Here is a 16050-nt window from a genome sequence, read left to right on the forward strand (position 1 = left end):
TCCCTTGGAACATGATGTCTCCAACACGCAGGACAGCCGGCACGGAGACAAGGCCGGCTGCGAAATTTCTACCTTCGTGTCGCGGCGCGCCGCCTGAGCACGTCGATATAGACGGCGATGATGATGATGAGGCCGATGAGAATCTGCTGCCAGAACGGGCTGATATTGTTGAGATTGAGCCCGTTGCGCAAAAGCCCCATGATCAGCACGCCGGCCAGCACGCCCAGGACCGTGCCGCGCCCGCCGAAGAAACTGGCGCCGCCGATGATCACCGCGGCGATGGCATCGAGCTCGTTGCCGACACCGGCGAGCGGAAAGCCCGAATCGGTGCGCCCGGCGAGCAGCAGCGCCGCGAGCCCGGCGAAGAAACCGCAGATCGCATAGACATAGACCAGCACACGGTCGACATCGATGCCTGAGACGCGCGCCGCCTGCGGATTGCCGCCGATGGCGAAGATGTGGCGGCCCATATTGGTCCGGTTGAGAAAGAACCATAGAGCCACGGCGCAGACGATGACCAGGAGCAGGCTGAAGGGTATGCCGGCCGGCGGCGTGAAGACCTGGTAACCAAGGAACTCGGTAAAGACTTTCTGTCCGGCGTAACGCACTTCGGGCTGGAGGCCGGAGATCGGCGCCTGGCTGATGAGGCTGGTGAGCCCGCGCGCGATGTTGAGCGTGCCGAGCGTCATGATGAAGGGATGCGGCAGCTTGAGCAGCGTATAGCCGAGCCCGTTGACGAGGCCGCAGGCGGTGCCGACCAAAGGACCGATGAGCAGCACGATCGGCCAGGGCACGCCCGCTTTGTCGGCGACTGCGAGGCAGATGATCGACAGTCCGAGAACCGATCCCACCGACAGATCTATGCCGGCGGTGATGATCACCACGAACATGCCGAGCGCCAGCATGGCCGGATAGGCATTCTGCTTGATGATGTTGGAAAGATTGGTGGCCGACAGGAAGGTCGCCGGCTGGGTGGCATAGAGGATCGCCATCATGACAAGGACCACGACGATGATGCCGTAGCTTTCGAGGAAACGGGACAGGGCCGGATTATTGCTGATCATCAATGCACCCGGTCATGGGCGAGCTGCGCGGTGTGATCCTTGGTGCCCATGATCCAGCCGATGACCTCGTTGCGGTTGGTCTTGTCGAGCGGCGCGTCGGCGAAATTGGCGCCGTGGAACAGCGCCATCACGCGGTCGCAGGCATAGAAGATGTCGTCCATGCGGTGCGAGATCATGATCACCGCGACGCCATGCTCCTTCAGCGTCTTGATGAGGTCGAGCACCTTGCCGACCTCCTTGATGGCGAGTGCTGCCGTCGGCTCGTCCATGATGACGACCTTGGCGTCGAAGGCGGTGGCGCGCGCGATGGCGACCGCCTGGCGCTGGCCGCCGGAAAGCTCCTCGACCGGCTGGTCGACGCTTTTCACATGGATCTTGAGCTTGTCGAGATGGGCCTGGGCCATCTCGCGCTCGCGGGCCCTGTCGATGACGGTGAGGCCGGCGATTTTCGTGCCGGGCTCGCGGCCCAGATAGATATTCTCATAGATCGGCAGGTTTCCGGCGAGCGCGAAATCCTGATAGACCATTTCGATGCCGATATTGCGCGCGATGCGCGGGCTCCCGAAATGGACGGGCCGGCCCTCGAAGATGAGCTGGCCCTCGCTCGGCTGGTAGAGGCCGGACAGGATCTTCATGAGGGTGGACTTTCCGGCGCCATTGTCGCCCACCACCCCCAGCGCCTCGCCGGCATTCACATGGAAATTCACATTGCGCAGCGCGGTGATCGCCCCGAAATACTTCGTGACGCCATTGGCTTCCAATATCGGGCTAAGCGTGGCACTCACCTGTCCATCCTCCCTCTTCCAGGATCCGACAGCCGGTCCAGGACTCAAAATGGAATATTCTGGTGATTATTTTTATTATTAGAATGTTTATTCCATTTTTGCTTGACGACGTCAAGCCCTTCTGTTGACATGCTCTCCATGATCCCGACCGACACGACGCCCCGCGATTTCGCCGCCCTGAAGGCGCTGATCATCGAGCGCGGCAAGTCATTGCCCAAGCGCCTGGGCCAGATCGCGGCTTTCGCGCTCGAGCATCCCGACGACATCGCCTTCGGCACGGTGGCCTCGATCGCCGAGCAGGCGAAGGTGCAGCCCTCCTCCTTGATCCGCTTCTCGCAGGCCATGGGCTATCAGGGCTTTTCCGAATTGCAGGAGATCTTCCGCGCCCGTCTGCGCGACCGCGTCCCCAATTACGAGGAGCGCATCGCGCAATTGCGCGAGCATGCGAAATCGGCGTCAAAGGCACATATCCTGTTCGAGGGTTTCTCGGATGCCGCGCAGAAATCGATCGCCGATCTCGCCAGCAAGCTCGAGGCAAGGACGCTCGACAAGGCCGTGGCGCGGCTCGCCGCGGCGCAGACGATCTATATCATCGGCTTGAGGCGGTCCTTCCCGATATCGTCCTATATGGCCTATGCCTTCGGCAAGCTCGGCATCCGCCATGTGCTGGTCGACGGGCTGGGCGGGCTCGCCTCCAATGATCTCACTTTCGCAACACCCAAGGATGCGGTGCTGGCGGTGAGTTTCACGCCCTATGCCAGCGAGACGGTGACGCTCGTCGCGCAAGCGGCCCGCTCCCATGTGCCGGTGATCGCCCTCACCGACAGCGCCTTCTCGCCGCTCGCGCGCGATGCCGAGATCTGGTTCGAAGTGGCGGAAGCGAATTTCGAAGGCTTCCGCTCCCTCGCCGCTACCCTGGCGCTGGCGATGACGCTCACCGTCGCCGTGGCGGAGAAGCGGGGGAACTGAATCACTCACTCTTACTCCCCTTCTCCCGCTTGAGGGAGAAGGTGCCCGAAGGGCGGATGAGGGTGTTGGTCAATCTTGCGGCAGCTTATCCGTCGACTTCAATGATGGGGGCCGCTTCGCGGCAGAAAATCGATGGTGAATGGACCGATGGATGCAGATGCCAGGCCTGACGGAGACGTTGGACTCATTGACGGGCGTGCTCATCATTTCAAAGATACACCCTCATCCGGCCTTCGGGCACCTTCTCCCGCAACCGGGAGAAGGAAAACTAGCAAGAGCAGGATGCCATAGAGACTTTACACCGAACTCCAACATCGTCATCCCGGCGCAAGCCGGGATCCAATGAAGCCTTTCAACGCGAGCGGCACTTGCGAAGTTTGTATGAGTTTAGTGGATCCCGGCTTTCGCCGCTATCATATGCACACATCTTCCGGAGTCTTTCCAATGAGTTGGCGAAAAAATGCGGAAAGTCGGATCCTTTTCACTGCAGCTCGCTAGCCATGATTGTCGTCGAGCATCAGCTAAGCCCTTGATGCAGAGTCATTTTCTCGAATCGAAAAGATGTGTGAATCCGATAGCGGCTTTCGCCGGGATGACGAATGAGGAGGAGGCGCACTTGCAAAGTGCATGAGTTTAATGGATCCCGGCTTTCGCCGGGATGACCTACTTTAGGGGATGACGTACTTGATCCCGGCAAAGCCGGGCCCCAAATAGACCCGTGCAAAGCGAACGGCCGCTCGCTTTCTTACTTCACCTTCACCGGCTTACCGGTCTTCCAGCTTTCCGTCGCCGCTTCGGCGAGCTTCTGCGCCTGAAGGCCGTCATGGCCGGAAGCGGTGGGTGCCACGCCCTTCTCGATCGCATCGAGGAAGGCCAGCACTTCGAGGCGGTAGGCTTCGGCATAACGCTCGATGAAGGAGAACGGAATGAGGTCGCTGGTGAAGCCGTCGCCGCTGGCGCATTCGACGGTGGTGACATGGATATTGCCGGCACGCAGCATCGCCTTGCTGCCGTGCACCTCGATGCGCTGGTCGTGCCCATAAGTGGCGCGCCGTGAATTGGTGATGATCACCATGGCGCCGCGCTTCGTCTGCATATGCACTGCCGCGGTGTCGATGTCGCCGGCCTTGCCGATGGCGGGATCGACCATGTTGCCGCCGAGCGCATGAACGAGCTCGATCTCTTCACCGCCCAAGAGGAAGCGCGACATGTCGAAATCGTGGATCATCATGTCGCGATAGAGGCCGCCCGAGCGCTCGATATAGGCGACCGGCGGCGGAGCGGGATCGCGGCAGGTGATGGTGACGATCTCGACCTCTCCCACCTCGCCCTTGCGCAGACGCTTTTCCAGGACCGAAAAATTGGGATCATAGCGGCGGTGGAAGCCGATCATGAGCGGCACTTTCGCCTTCTCCACCACGGCGAGGCACTTCTGGATGCGCTCGACCGACAGCGACACCGGCTTCTCGCACAGGATCATCTTGCCGGCCTTGGCCGCGGCTTCGATCAGGTCGGCATGGGTATCGGTCGGCGTGGCGATGAGGATGGCATCCACATCCTTCGCCTTGATCACCTCGTCCACCGAGGCGACCTTCGCCCCCACCGCCTTGGCCAGATTGTCGGCGGCCTTGCCATCGGCATCGGCGACATAGGCGACCTTGGCGCGGCCGGAATTGGCCAGTGTGTTCCCCTGGACCTTGCCGATGCGGCCAGCGCCCAGAACTCCGAAGCTGATCATGCGACCTCCCGAAACGGAACAAATATTCTGAATTGACGATTGAATAGAATTATTGTTTCATGCCGTCAAGCACAGCAATCAAGGATGATCGGCAGGCCATGGCGGAATTGGATATCATTACTATTGGCCGCTCCTCCGTCGATCTCTATGGCCAGCAGATCGGGTCGAGGCTCGAGGATATCGGCTCCTTCGCCAAATCGGTCGGCGGCTGTCCGTCGAATATCGCCATCGGCACCGCCCGGCTGGGTCTGAGATCCGGCCTCATTACCCGCGTGGGCGATGAGCCGATGGGCCGCTATATCAAGGAGCAGATGGTCCGCGAAGGTGTTTCCCTGAAGGGCATCGTCACCGACAAGGAACGCCTCACCTCCCTCGTTTTGCTCTCGGTCGAGAACGACAAGACCTTCCCGCTCATCTTCTACCGCGACAACTGCGCTGACAGCGCGCTGTCGGAAGCCGATATCGATCCCGATTTCATGCGCTCGAGCCGGGCCGTCCTGGTCACTGGCACGCATTTCGCGAGGCCCCACAATCGCACCGCGCAGGAAAAGGCCATCGGCATCGCCAAGGCCAATGGCGGCAAGGTCGTCTTCGACATCGACTACCGGCCCAATCTCTGGGGCCTTGCCGGCCATGGAGCGGGCGAAGCGCGCTACATCAAATCCAACAAGGTCTCGCAAAGCCTGCAGGCCATCCTCGCCGATTGCGACCTGATCGTCGGCACCGAGGAGGAAGTGCATATTGCCGGCGGCGCCGAGGATACGCTCACCGCTCTGCGCAAGATCCGCTCCCTTTCCAAGGCGACCATCGTGCTGAAGCGCGGGCCGATGGGCTGCGTCGTTTATCCCGACGCCATTCCGGACCGGATCGAGGACGGCATTGTCGGCAAGGGTTTCCCCATCGAGGTTTACAATGTTCTGGGCGCCGGCGACGCCTTCATGTCGGGCTTTCTGCGCGGCTGGCTCACGGGCGAGGACCACGCCACCTCCGCGACCTGGGCCAATGCCTGCGGCGCTTTCGCCGTGTCGCGGTTGCTGTGCTCGCCGGAAATCCCGACCTGGGAAGAGCTGCAGTATTTTCTCAAAGTTGGCAGCCCCTATCGCGCCTTGCGCAAGGACGCGGCGATCAACCATGTCCATTGGGCGACGACGCGACGGCCGCAGGCGAAGACCCTGCTGGCGCTGGCGATCGATCACAGGAAGCAGCTCGAGGAGATCGCCGACAAGCTCAATGTTCCGCGCGACCGCATCGCCGATTTCAAGCGCCTCGCGGTAAAGGCCACGGCGCAGGTTGCGCAAGGTGCTGCAGGCTTCGGCATGCTGCTCGACGACACCTATGGCCGGGACGCCATGTTCGACGCGGCGAAGCACAATCTGTGGATCGCCCGCCCGCTGGAGGAGCCAGGTTCCAGGCCCTTGCGCTTCGAATTCACCCAGGATGTCGGCGCGCGCCTCGTCGAATGGCCGGTGACGCACACGATCAAATGCCTCGCTTTCTATCATCCCGATGACGACAAGGCCTTGAAGGACGAGCAGGCGCAGAAGCTCCTCACTCTGTTCGAAGCGGCGCGCCGCGTCGGCCGCGAGCTCCTGGTCGAGATCATCTGCGGCAAGAACGGCCCGCTCGAGGACGATACGGTGGCGCGCGCCATGGAAGAGCTCTATGCGCAGGGCATCCGGCCCGACTGGTGGAAGCTCGAGCCGCAAGCCACGGCCCAGGCCTGGGCAACCATCGGCGCCGTCATAAAGCGCAACGACCCCTATTGCCGGGGCATCGTGCTTCTGGGGCTGGAAGCCCCGGAGGACGCGCTCGCCAGAGCCTTCGCGGTGGCGGCCGGCCAGCCCGAGGTGAGGGGATTTGCCATTGGCCGCACGATCTTCAATGATGTGGCGAAGGACTGGCTCGGCGGACAGAAAAGCGACGATCAGGCGGTCGCCGCCATGGCCGGGCGCTTCGGCAAGCTCGTCGATTTGTGGAAGAGGACGCATTCATGACCAGGACGATCCCCCTCACGATGACCCAGGCGCTGGCGCGCTTCCTGACCCGCCAGATGACCATGGTCGATGGCCGCAAGGTGCCGCTCTTCGCCGGGGTCTGGGCCATTTTCGGCCATGGCAATGTCGCCGGCATGGGCGAGGCGCTTTATGGCGTGAGGGATACGCTTCCCACCTATCGCGCCCATAATGAGCAGGCGATGGCGCATGCGGCCGTCGCCTATGCCAAGGCCACGCGCCGTCGGCGTATGATGGCCTGCACCACCTCGATCGGTCCCGGCGCCCTCAATATGGTGACCGCCGCTGCCGTCGCCCATGTCGACCGCTTGCCGGTCCTGTTCCTCCCCGGCGACATCTTTGCCAACCGCAAGCCCGATCCGGTGCTGCAGCAGATCGAGAATTTCGGTGACGGCACGGCGTCCGCCAATGACTGCTTCCGTCCCGTCTCGCGCTATTTCGACCGCATCGCCAGGCCGGAGCAGCTGATACCGGCACTGCACCGCGCCATGCAGGTGCTGACCGATCCGGCTGAATGCGGCCCCGTCACGCTGGCGCTGTGCCAGGACGTGCAGGCTGAAGCCTTCGACTATCCGGAGAGCTTCTTCGCCGAGACGGTGTGGTCGCCGCGCCGCATTCGACCGGATGAAAGCGAGCTAACGCGTGCGGTGAGCGCACTGCGCGCCGCCAAGAAGCCGGTGATCATATCGGGCGGCGGCGTTCTCTATTCGGAAGCCTCCGCCGCGCTGGCGGGCTTCGCCGAGCGCCATGGCATTCCCGTCACCGAGACGCAGGCCGGCAAATCCTCGCTCCCCTTCCTGCATCCGCTCAATATGGGCGCCATCGGCGTCACCGGCACCTCGGCCTCCAACCGGCTGGCGGAGGAAGCCGATGTGATCCTGGCGGTCGGCACCAGGCTTCAGGATTTCACCACCGGCTCCTGGGCGCTGTTCAAGAATCCCGACAAGACGATCATCGGGCTCAACGCGCAAGGTTTCGACGCCGGCAAGCATCGCGCTTTGCCCCTGATCGCCGATGCGCGGGTGGGGATCGATGAGCTGTCCGCCAATCTCGGCAGCTACAAGGCGCCCGCCGCTTGGACGAAGGCGGCGCAGGACGGCTTCAAGGCCTGGATGAAGGAAGCGGATGCGGTGACCGCCGCCAGCAATGCGCTGCCCTCCGACGCGCAGGTGATCGGCGCGGTGCAGCGCGCTCTCGGCCGCGATATCTCGCTGCTGTGCGCCGCGGGCGGACTTCCCGGCGAATTGCACAAGCTCTGGCAGGCGAGCACGCCGTCTTCCTACCATCTCGAATACGGCTTCTCCTGCATGGGCTACGAAATCGCCGGCGGCCTCGGCATGAAGCTGGCGCAGCCCGAGCGCGAGGTCGTGGTGATGGTGGGCGACGGCTCCTATCTCATGCTCAATTCGGAAGTGGCGACCTCGGTGATGATGGGCGTCAAGCTCACCATCGTGCTGCTCGACAACCGGGGTTATGGCTGCATCACCAGGCTGCAGAAAGCGACGGGCGGCGCCCGCTTCAACAATCTGCTCGCCGACAGCGTGCATGAGACGCTGCCCGAGATCGATTTCGCCGCCCATGCGCGCAGCATGGGCGCTGACGCCCAGAAAGTGAGCTCGCTCGCCGATCTGGAAACGGCGCTGGCGGCGGCGAAGACCAACAAGCGCACCACCGTCATCGTCATCGACACCGATCCGTGGATTTCCACCGAGGCCGGCGGCCATTGGTGGGATGTGGCGGTGCCGGAAGTCTCAAGCCGCAAGGAAGTCGACGCGGCGCGCAAGAAATACGAGACGGCGGTCAAGCAGCAGCGGGTGGGGGATTAGGGAATTCGATTCTTCTCTTGCAACACCCTCATGCTGAGGTGGCCGCGAAGCGGCCCTCGAAGCATCCCTCCGGACAAGGCGAGAGTGCTGCAACACACCCTTCGAGGCTCCCCCGGCTCAAGGCCGGGGCCGCACCTCAGGGTGAGGACGGACGGAGCAAGTAAATTGTTTGAGGTTTGAAGAGGAGACATCACACATGGCAATCCGCATCGGCGCCAATCCGATCGGCTGGTCGAATGACGACATGCAGGAGCTCGGCGGATGGATTCCGCTCGAGCAGTGCCTGAGCGAGGCGAAGGCCGCGGGTTTTGTCGGCATGGAGCTCGGCAACAAATTCCCGCGCGAGGCGGCGAAGCTGCGTCCGATCCTGGAGAAATACGGCCATGCGCTGATCGGCGGCTGGCATTCGATCTTCCTGATCGAGCGCGATGCCGAGACCGAATTCGCCGAGGCCGCGCATCACCGCAAGCTGTTGAAGGACATGGGCACAAATGTCTTCATCGTGGCGGAATGCACCCGCACCATCCATGGCGACAAGTCGAGGCCACTTTCGACACGACCGAAGATGACGGAAGCCGAGTGGAAGCGCTTCACCGAAAGGCTCACAAAGCTCGCCGAGCTCCTGCGCGCGGAAGGCTTCCAGCTCGTCTATCATCACCATATGGGCACGGTCGTGCAGACGCCGGAAGAGATCGACCGGCTGATGCAGGAGACGGGTGAAGCCGTTCACCTCCTGCTCGACACCGGCCACGCCACCTGGGGCGGCGCCGATCCGGTCAAGCTGGCGCGAACCTACCGCAAACGCATCAGCCATATTCATTGCAAGGATGTGCGTCCGGCCGTGCGCAAGGAAGCCGAGCAGAAAGACTGGTCGTTCCTCGATGCGGTCATTGCCGGCGTCTATACGGTGCCGGGCGACGGCATGGTGGATTATGTCTCGGTGTTCAAGGAACTGCCTGGATATTCCGGCTGGGTGGTGGTCGAGGCCGAGCAGGACCCGAAGAAGGCGGAGCCGGCGACATATGCCAGGCTCGGCCATGATAATCTGGTCCGGTTCCTGAAAGAAGGCGGGCTCACCTGATGTCGAAACTGCTGCTGAAACACAAGAAGGGTGACGGACGCATCCTGCATGTGACGCCGGAAAGCGCCGGCTGGACCTATGTCGGCTTCGATGTGTGGAAGCTCGGCAAGGGCCAGAGCGCGAAGGGTGACGACAAAAGCCGCGAGACGTGCCTGGTCTTCATTTCCGGCAAGGGACGCGTCACGGTCGATGGCAAGGAGCTGGGGCTTCTTGGTGAACGTATGTCGCCTTTCGACGGCAAGCCTTGGTCGGTCTATGTGCCGGCGGGGGCGGCCTGGAGCGTCACCGCCGAGACGCCGCTCGAGCTCGGCGTCTGCACCGCACCCGGCACCGGCAAATTGCCGCTGCGCGTCATCTCCCCCGACCGCCTCGGCCAGGAGACGCGCGGCAAGGGCACCAATACGCGCTATGTCACCAATATCCTGCCCGAGACCGAGCCGGCGGAAAGCCTACTCGTCGTGGAAGTCATCACGCCGGGCGGCCACACCTCGTCCTATCCGCCGCATAAGCACGACCAGGACGACCTGCCGCGTGAATCCCTCCTCGAGGAAACCTATTATCACCGCTTCAACCCGCCCCAGGGTTTCGGTTTCCAGCGCGTCTATACCGATGACCGCTCGCTCGACGAGGCGATGGCGGTCGAGGACGGCGATGTGACGCTGGTGCCCAAGGGCTATCACCCTTGCGCCGCCACGCATGGCTACGATCTTTATTACCTCAATGTGATGGCGGGGCCGAAGCGCACCTGGAAATTCCACAATGCGAAGGAGCATGAATGGCTCATCGCCAAATGAAGCGCTCCATCAGATAATCGGGCGCCGGCTCGAATTCGCTGAGCCCCTCCGAAACGCCGGTCTTGATCAGCAGTGTCGCAAGTCCGGCGCCGCGACCGCCGGCGACATCATGCTCGGCGCTGTCGCCGATGCACAGCACGCGCTTCGGATGTGCGATCACCTTGAGCGCATGATCATAGATGTCGCGATAGGGCTTGCCGATCCACCGCACCGAACCGCCCTGCGCTTCGTAAAGGGCAGCGATGGCGCCGGGAGCGGGATAAAGGCCTGACGAGGTGATCATCCACCGATCGGGATTGCAGCAGATGGCGGGCTGGGTGAGGCCCTTGAGCAGTCGCTCATAGTCTTCGAGCGAGGTCCGGGGCGCATCCGATCCGAGAATCAGAAGTACTTCGGCATCTTGCGGCCGGGCGACGAGATCGAAATGATCGAAGCCATAATCGTCGCCTTCCTTGCCGATGATAAAGGCGCGTTTCGCCGGCGAGGACGCCAGCAGCTGATAGGCGACCTCTCCGGAGCTCACCGCGTCGACGAAATAGTCGCGCGGTATGCCGATCCCCGTGAGGCGCGTGACATTTGCGGCCGCGCGCTTGCCGGAATTGGTCATCACCGCGACCGGAATGCCGAGCCGATGCAATTCGGCCAGCACCTCGAGGCTGCCGGGATAAAGTTTCGATCCGTCATGCAGCACGCCGAACTGGTCGATCAGCATGCCGTCATACTGGCCGGCGATTTCGCCGACGCCTTCAATAGGGATCATGACCCATCCCCCGCCAGGCGAGACGCGCGGCGCCGACCGCCGCATGTTCGCTGCGCGGCGTTTCATTGGCGACCCCGAGCAGTCTTTCGCGGATGCGCGTCCAGCCTTCATTGGCGGCGCCGCCACCAACTGTGCGCAGGGATTTGAGCGGCGTGGCGCCGAGCTCGGCGAGGCGGCGATAGGCCAGCGCCTCGACGCCCGCTATGCCCTCGAGCAGTCCCTGAAAAAACAGCCGCTCATCATCGGGCTTTGGTGTCACACGCGACTCCATATTCGGATCATTGATCGGGAAACGCTCGCCGGGCTTCGGCAGCGGGTAGTAATCGAGGCCGGTCGGTTGATCGGGATCGATCAGGGGCGTCAGGCGCACGATGTCCGTGCGGCTCACATAGGCATTGAGCGCAGCGCCCCCGGTATTGGAAGCGCCGCCCGCCAGCCATTGATCGCCGATGCGGTGGCTGTAGATGCCGTAATCCGGCGCGAAGACCGGCCGGTCGGAGAGCAGCTTGAGAGTCAAGGTCGTGCCGAGCGAGGTTACGCCGTCGCCGGGCTCAGAGGCGCCGCTCGCCAGAAGGGCGGCGCAGCCGTCGGTCGTGCCTGCAACGATCGCGACATTGCGCGGCAGACTGTAGCGATCGGCGATGGCGGGACGGATCTTGGCCGTGCGCTCACCCGCCGCCACCACTTGCGGCAGGAGCTCCATGGCGAGACCCGTCTCGACGATCCAGCCGGGCCAGCGCCGCGCGACCGGATCATAGCCGGTCTTCAGCGCGTTGTTTTCATCGCTCACATCGAAGCGGCCCGAGAAGCGTCCGCTAAGCCAGTCGGCCTGATGCAGAATGCGGACGGGCTTGATCGTCGCCTGCATTTCAAGTGCCCGCGCCAGTGGCGAAGAGCCGCCGCGCGCCGCCGTCTCCTGCGGCGCCACTTTCATGACCGGATCGAGATATTTCTGAGCGGCCACGTCATTATACATCGAGGCGAGGCCGGCCGGCGTGCCTTCGATGTCGGTCGGCACGATCGTGCCCGAGGTGCCGTCGATCGCCAGCGCCAGAACCTGGTGCGCCTTGAATTCTGATCTGAGCGCGAGCAACACTTCGTCCAGCGCCGCCGCCCAGACATGCGGATCCTGCCACAGGCGGCCGAAGCTCTGCAGCGGCAGGACCATCGCGGTCTCCCGCATCGCCAGGATGTCGCCGCCGCGCCCGAGCAGGACGGCGCGCAGGCCCGAAGTGCCGATATCTATGCCGAGGGCTGCTTCGCTCATCACATCACCCGATCAGCCGTTGCCAGAATTCCGGATGCCGTCGCCTCGTCGGTGATCAATATGTCGACCATGCCACCTTCGAGCGCGCCATGCAGGACATCGACCTTATCGGCGCCGCCTGACGCCACGATGACGCAGGGCACCGCTTTGAGATCGAGCGGCGACAGGCCGACGGCCCGCTTGTTCAAGGGATGATCGACGAGCCGGCCGTGAATATCGAGCCAATGGGCGCAGAGATCGCCCACGGCACCCGCCTCCTTCAGCGACCCGGCATCGGCGGCGCTGATCAGGTCGACCTGGTTGATGGTGCTGTCGGCAGCGAGCCCGCCCGCCGAGACGAGCACCAGATCGACCTTGCGCAGGCGGTCGAACACGTCCCTGAGCATCGGCTGCTGGGCGAGGAGATCGCGCGTCGCTTCCGTATCGGCGAGCGCGGGTGCCGCGATGTAATAGCATTGCGCGTCGATCAGATCGGCGAGATGCGAGGCCGTCTCATGCGGGTTGACGGCGGCGCCGCGGGTAAGGCCGCCCATCAGCGAGACGACCGAGACGCGGCGCAAGGGCCGGCGCGGCACCGAGCGCAGGCTGAGCCTGAGGGTGCGGCCCCAGCCGACGCCGACCGACATGCCGTCTTTCAGGCGCTCGGCAAGGGCGCTGCCGGCGGCGGCGCCGATGACATGGCGCACCAGCGCCGGATCGGGCGGGGTCGGCACGATGATCGCCTGGTCGAGGCCGAAACGCTCGGTCAGCCTGTTCTCGAGCGCGACGCAGTCGGCGAGGCGGCCGGTGATGCGGATCTGCACCATTCCCTGCTCGCGCGCCTGGGCGAGCAGCCGGTTGACGCGGATGCGGTTGATGCCGAGCTTCTTGCCGATCTGCGCCTGGGTGAGGCCGGCGACGAAATAGAGCCATGCGGCGCGCGTCGCGAGCTGCTCGTCGCGGTCGACCGGCAATACCAGCAGGGACTCGTCGTTCATTTGACCGCTTTGCGGTACTTCTCGTCGATGGCATCCATCTTGGCGACCTTCGGTCCCGAGCGGCCGCCCTGGAATTCCGCATTGAGCCAGATATCGGTGAGCATCTTGGCGACCGCCGGCCCGACAATAAGCTGGCCGAAGGTGATGATCTGCGCGTTGTTGGACGCCATGGCGCGTTCCGCCGTATAGGGGTCCATCACCGGCACGGCGCGCACGCCAGGCACCTTGTTGGCGGTGATCGCCATGCCGGCCCCCGTCCCGCAGACCAGGATGCCGCGCGGATAGTCGCCGCGCCCGACGGCTTCCGCCACCTTGACGCCGATATCGGGATAGTCGACCGGATTACTGTCGACGACACCCATATCCTCCACCTCATAGCCTTTGGCCTTGAGATGCTCGACCAGCGTGTTCTTGAGGTCGAGGCCCAGATGATCGGCGCCGATCGCAATGGATTTCTTCTCAGTCATGGCACACTCCGTAACCAGTCACGCGTAACGATGCAACTTGCTCCACGGCATTGCGAGCTTGTCGTTGGCGGTGAGCGCCTGGAGCAAAGCGGCCGTCACCGGCAATTGCGCGGCATCGAGCCTGCCCGCGGCCATCAGTTCCTTGAGCGTCGAAGCCAAGGCGATGCCGAGCTCGGCGCCCTCGATCGTATCATCTTTCATCGGCCCGGCCTTGACCTCCGCGTAAGAGAGACCGAGGCCCAATTGCCGGCCGAGCCTGGAATTGCGGCCGGCTTGGCACGTCACATAGAGGTCGCCGGCGCCGGGCATGCCCCAGACGCTTTTCTCGCTCCCGCCCATGAATCGCGCCAGCACCATCATTTCGGCGATCGCCTGGTCGAAGATCACGGACGCCGCGTTGAAATTGAAAGCGCCGTTTTCGACGGGCGGCATCTTCTCATGCTGGCCGGCCGCCCAGCCGACCGAGATGGCGAAGAAATTCTTGAAGGCGGCGCAGAGCTCGACGCCGGCCAGGTCGTCGGAGACGCGCGGGTGATAATAGTCGGTCTCGAGCCAGCCGCAGAGTTTGGCGGCAAGGCCGGCGGTCCGCGAGGTGAAAACGACGCCGGTCTGCCGGCGCACCGCGAGCTCGCCCGCGATGCAGGGCCCGCCGACCGCGGCGAGATCGAGCACCATGCCGGTGCGCCGCTGCACTTCCGCCTGGACAAAATCGGGCAATGTCAGGATGGTGCCGTCTTTCGGCATCAGTCCCTTGGTGATCATCATCACCCGCACCGGCTTCTTCAGCGTCTCGCACAGGCGCTCGATGGCCCAGCCGACGCCGGCCGAGCTGACGCCGAGGATCACGAGATCGGTGTCGCCGCCGAACGCCTCGCCGAAGTCGCCATGCGCGAAGGCTTTGACTCCGTCCGGCAATTTCACATTGAGTCGCGGATGCCGGCCGGTCCTGGCGACGCTGTCGATGATCGCCTGGTCGAGATGCGTGCCGACGAGCCTGACTTCATGACCTCTGTCGCGGGCGGGGAGGACCATCGCCGATCCCATGACGCCGGCGCCGAGAATGGTGATGACCGCCATTTTCTACACCGTCATCCCGGCGCAAGCCGGGATCCATTCAATAAGCGCGACCTGGGAAACGCTGCCCGCGTGGAAAGAATTTAATGGATCCCGGCTTGCGCCGGGATGACGATAAGTGGATGAGCTCAACACTCTCATCTGAAACTCCTCACAAAATCGCTCTGCCGCTCTCAGCGTCAAACAGGTGAATGCGGTCGAGCCGCGGCTGCAGGCCGAGGGTCTCGCCGCGCTTGAGTTCGCGCCGCTCGTCGGTGATGGCGCAGATCTCCTCGCCGGCTAGCTCGGCATAGATATGGATCTCGGGGCCCGTCGGCTCGGTGACACTGATCGTGGCGGGGAGGCCGCCTGAGCCTGAAACCGGATCGAGATGCTCAGGACGCACCCCATAGATGACCTTGCGGCCCGCTTCCACTTCGTTGCTTTTCGGCAAGGGCAGCAGCACGTCGCCCGATCTGACCGCGATGCCGCCATCGGCCTTGACCGTCTCGCCTTTGAGCAGGTTCATCGCCGGTGAGCCGATGAAGGTCGCGACGAAGAGATTGACCGGATGGTCATAGACTTCGAGCGGCGAGCCGATCTGCTCGATGCGCCCGTCGCGCAGGATGACGATCCTGTCGGCCATGGTCATAGCCTCGATCTGGTCATGAGTCACATAGACGGTCGTCGTCTTGAGCCGCTCATGCAGCTCCTTGATCTCGGTGCGCATCTGCACGCGCAATTTGGCATCGAGATTGGAAAGCGGCTCATCGAAGAGAAACACCGCCGGGTCGCGCACGATGGCGCGGCCCATGGCGACGCGCTGGCGCTGGCCGCCCGACAATTCGCGAGGGTAACGCTTGAGATAGGGTTCGAGATTGAGGATCTTCGCCGCCCAGGAGACCTTCTGGTCGACTTCCGACTGCGGCCTTTTGGCGAGTTTCAGCGAGAAGCTCATATTGTCGGCGACATTCATATGCGCATAGAGCGCATAATTCTGGAACACCATCGCGATATTGCGGTCCTTGGGATGCACGTCATTGACGCGCTTGCCCGCGATCTCGATATCGCCTTTGGTGACGCTCTCGAGCCCGGCGATCATGCGCAGGAGCGTGGACTTGCCGCAGCCCGAAGGCCCGAGCAGCACGACGAAGGATCCGTCCTCGATATCGAGATCGATGCCATGGACGACCGCGACATCCCCGTAGCTCTTGAAGACCTTCTTGGCGGAAACCGATGCCATGAGCTTTACCCGTC

The 16050-nt window shown here is 63.2% G+C and carries 14 protein-coding genes; 5 read left to right on the plus strand and 9 right to left on the minus strand.

The genetic code is table 11. From position 1 onward, the window contains the following. Window positions 1-68: 68 nt before the first annotated feature. Both G5V57_RS09295 and G5V57_RS09300 read right to left on the minus strand, forming a co-directional pair. Complete coding sequence (locus G5V57_RS09295) at window positions 69-1064, minus strand: ABC transporter permease (protein ID WP_165167227.1); 996 nt, start codon at window positions 1062-1064, stop codon at window positions 69-71. Then, the gene (locus G5V57_RS09300; RefSeq protein ID WP_165167228.1) at window positions 1064-1849 is read right to left on the minus strand and encodes an ATP-binding cassette domain-containing protein; all 786 of its coding nucleotides are present in this window, start codon (window positions 1847-1849) and stop codon (window positions 1064-1066) included. The genes G5V57_RS09295 and G5V57_RS09300 overlap by 1 nt, the downstream gene beginning before the upstream one ends. Window positions 1850-1987: 138 nt before the next feature. Here G5V57_RS09300 and G5V57_RS09305 point away from each other — a divergent pair, with 138 nt between their 5' ends. Beyond that, the gene (locus tag G5V57_RS09305) at window positions 1988-2818 is read left to right on the plus strand and encodes a MurR/RpiR family transcriptional regulator (protein WP_165167229.1); all 831 of its coding nucleotides are present in this window, start codon (window positions 1988-1990) and stop codon (window positions 2816-2818) included. A gap of 745 nt (window positions 2819-3563) precedes the next feature. On the opposite strand, the gene iolG is transcribed toward G5V57_RS09305, so the two are convergent. Then, window positions 3564-4556, minus strand: a complete 993-nt coding sequence (gene iolG / locus G5V57_RS09310) for an inositol 2-dehydrogenase (protein ID WP_165167230.1) — start codon at window positions 4554-4556, stop codon at window positions 3564-3566. A gap of 98 nt (window positions 4557-4654) precedes the next feature. Here iolG and iolC point away from each other — a divergent pair, with 98 nt between their 5' ends. The 4 genes from iolC (at window position 4655) to iolB (ending at window position 10269) form a co-directional block, all read left to right on the plus strand. Next, a complete protein-coding gene (iolC, locus tag G5V57_RS09315; protein ID WP_246737581.1) occupies window positions 4655-6550 on the plus strand; it encodes a 5-dehydro-2-deoxygluconokinase in 1896 nt (631 codons plus the stop codon). Next, window positions 6547-8394 carry a 3D-(3,5/4)-trihydroxycyclohexane-1,2-dione acylhydrolase (decyclizing) gene (gene iolD, locus G5V57_RS09320; RefSeq protein ID WP_165167232.1) on the plus strand — a complete coding sequence of 616 codons (1848 nt, stop codon included), beginning with the start codon at window positions 6547-6549 and terminating at the stop codon, window positions 8392-8394. The genes iolC and iolD overlap by 4 nt, the downstream gene beginning before the upstream one ends. A 196-nt stretch (window positions 8395-8590) precedes the next feature. Continuing rightward, window positions 8591-9475 (plus strand): myo-inosose-2 dehydratase, encoded by an 885-nt coding sequence (iolE, locus tag G5V57_RS09325; RefSeq protein WP_165167233.1) that lies wholly within the window; start codon window positions 8591-8593, stop codon window positions 9473-9475. Next, window positions 9475-10269 (plus strand): 5-deoxy-glucuronate isomerase, encoded by a 795-nt coding sequence (gene iolB / locus G5V57_RS09330; RefSeq protein WP_165167234.1) that lies wholly within the window; start codon window positions 9475-9477, stop codon window positions 10267-10269. The genes iolE and iolB overlap by 1 nt, the downstream gene beginning before the upstream one ends. On the opposite strand, the gene G5V57_RS09335 is transcribed toward iolB, so the two are convergent. The 6 genes from G5V57_RS09335 to G5V57_RS09360 all read right to left on the minus strand — a co-directional run bounded on the left by G5V57_RS09335 (window position 10256) and on the right by G5V57_RS09360 (window position 16036). Continuing rightward, window positions 10256-11029 (minus strand): TIGR01459 family HAD-type hydrolase, encoded by a 774-nt coding sequence (locus tag G5V57_RS09335; protein WP_165167235.1) that lies wholly within the window; start codon window positions 11027-11029, stop codon window positions 10256-10258. The genes iolB and G5V57_RS09335 overlap by 14 nt on opposite strands. Continuing rightward, a complete protein-coding gene (locus G5V57_RS09340) occupies window positions 11016-12296 on the minus strand; it encodes an FGGY-family carbohydrate kinase (protein WP_165167236.1) in 1281 nt (426 codons plus the stop codon). The genes G5V57_RS09335 and G5V57_RS09340 overlap by 14 nt, the downstream gene beginning before the upstream one ends. Further along, window positions 12296-13273, minus strand: coding sequence for a sugar-binding transcriptional regulator (locus G5V57_RS09345; RefSeq protein WP_165167237.1), 978 nt, complete (start codon window positions 13271-13273; stop codon window positions 12296-12298). Before G5V57_RS09345 ends, G5V57_RS09340 begins: the two co-directional genes overlap by 1 nt. Beyond that, window positions 13270-13740: an RpiB/LacA/LacB family sugar-phosphate isomerase gene (locus G5V57_RS09350; RefSeq protein ID WP_165167238.1), complete on the minus strand. Its 471-nt coding sequence runs from the start codon at window positions 13738-13740 to the stop codon at window positions 13270-13272. The genes G5V57_RS09345 and G5V57_RS09350 overlap by 4 nt, the downstream gene beginning before the upstream one ends. An 18-nt stretch (window positions 13741-13758) precedes the next feature. Continuing rightward, on the minus strand, window positions 13759-14817 hold the full coding sequence (locus G5V57_RS09355; protein WP_165167239.1) for a glycerol-3-phosphate dehydrogenase: 1059 nt from the start codon (window positions 14815-14817) through the stop codon (window positions 13759-13761). 148 nt (window positions 14818-14965) lie between these two features. Next, window positions 14966-16036 (minus strand): ABC transporter ATP-binding protein, encoded by a 1071-nt coding sequence (locus tag G5V57_RS09360; RefSeq protein ID WP_165167240.1) that lies wholly within the window; start codon window positions 16034-16036, stop codon window positions 14966-14968. Window positions 16037-16050 lie beyond the last annotated feature (14 nt).

Origin of the sequence: Nordella sp. HKS 07 (assembly GCF_011046735.1) — a bacterium.
In the GTDB taxonomy this organism is placed as follows: Bacteria; Pseudomonadota; Alphaproteobacteria; order Rhizobiales; family Aestuariivirgaceae; genus Taklimakanibacter.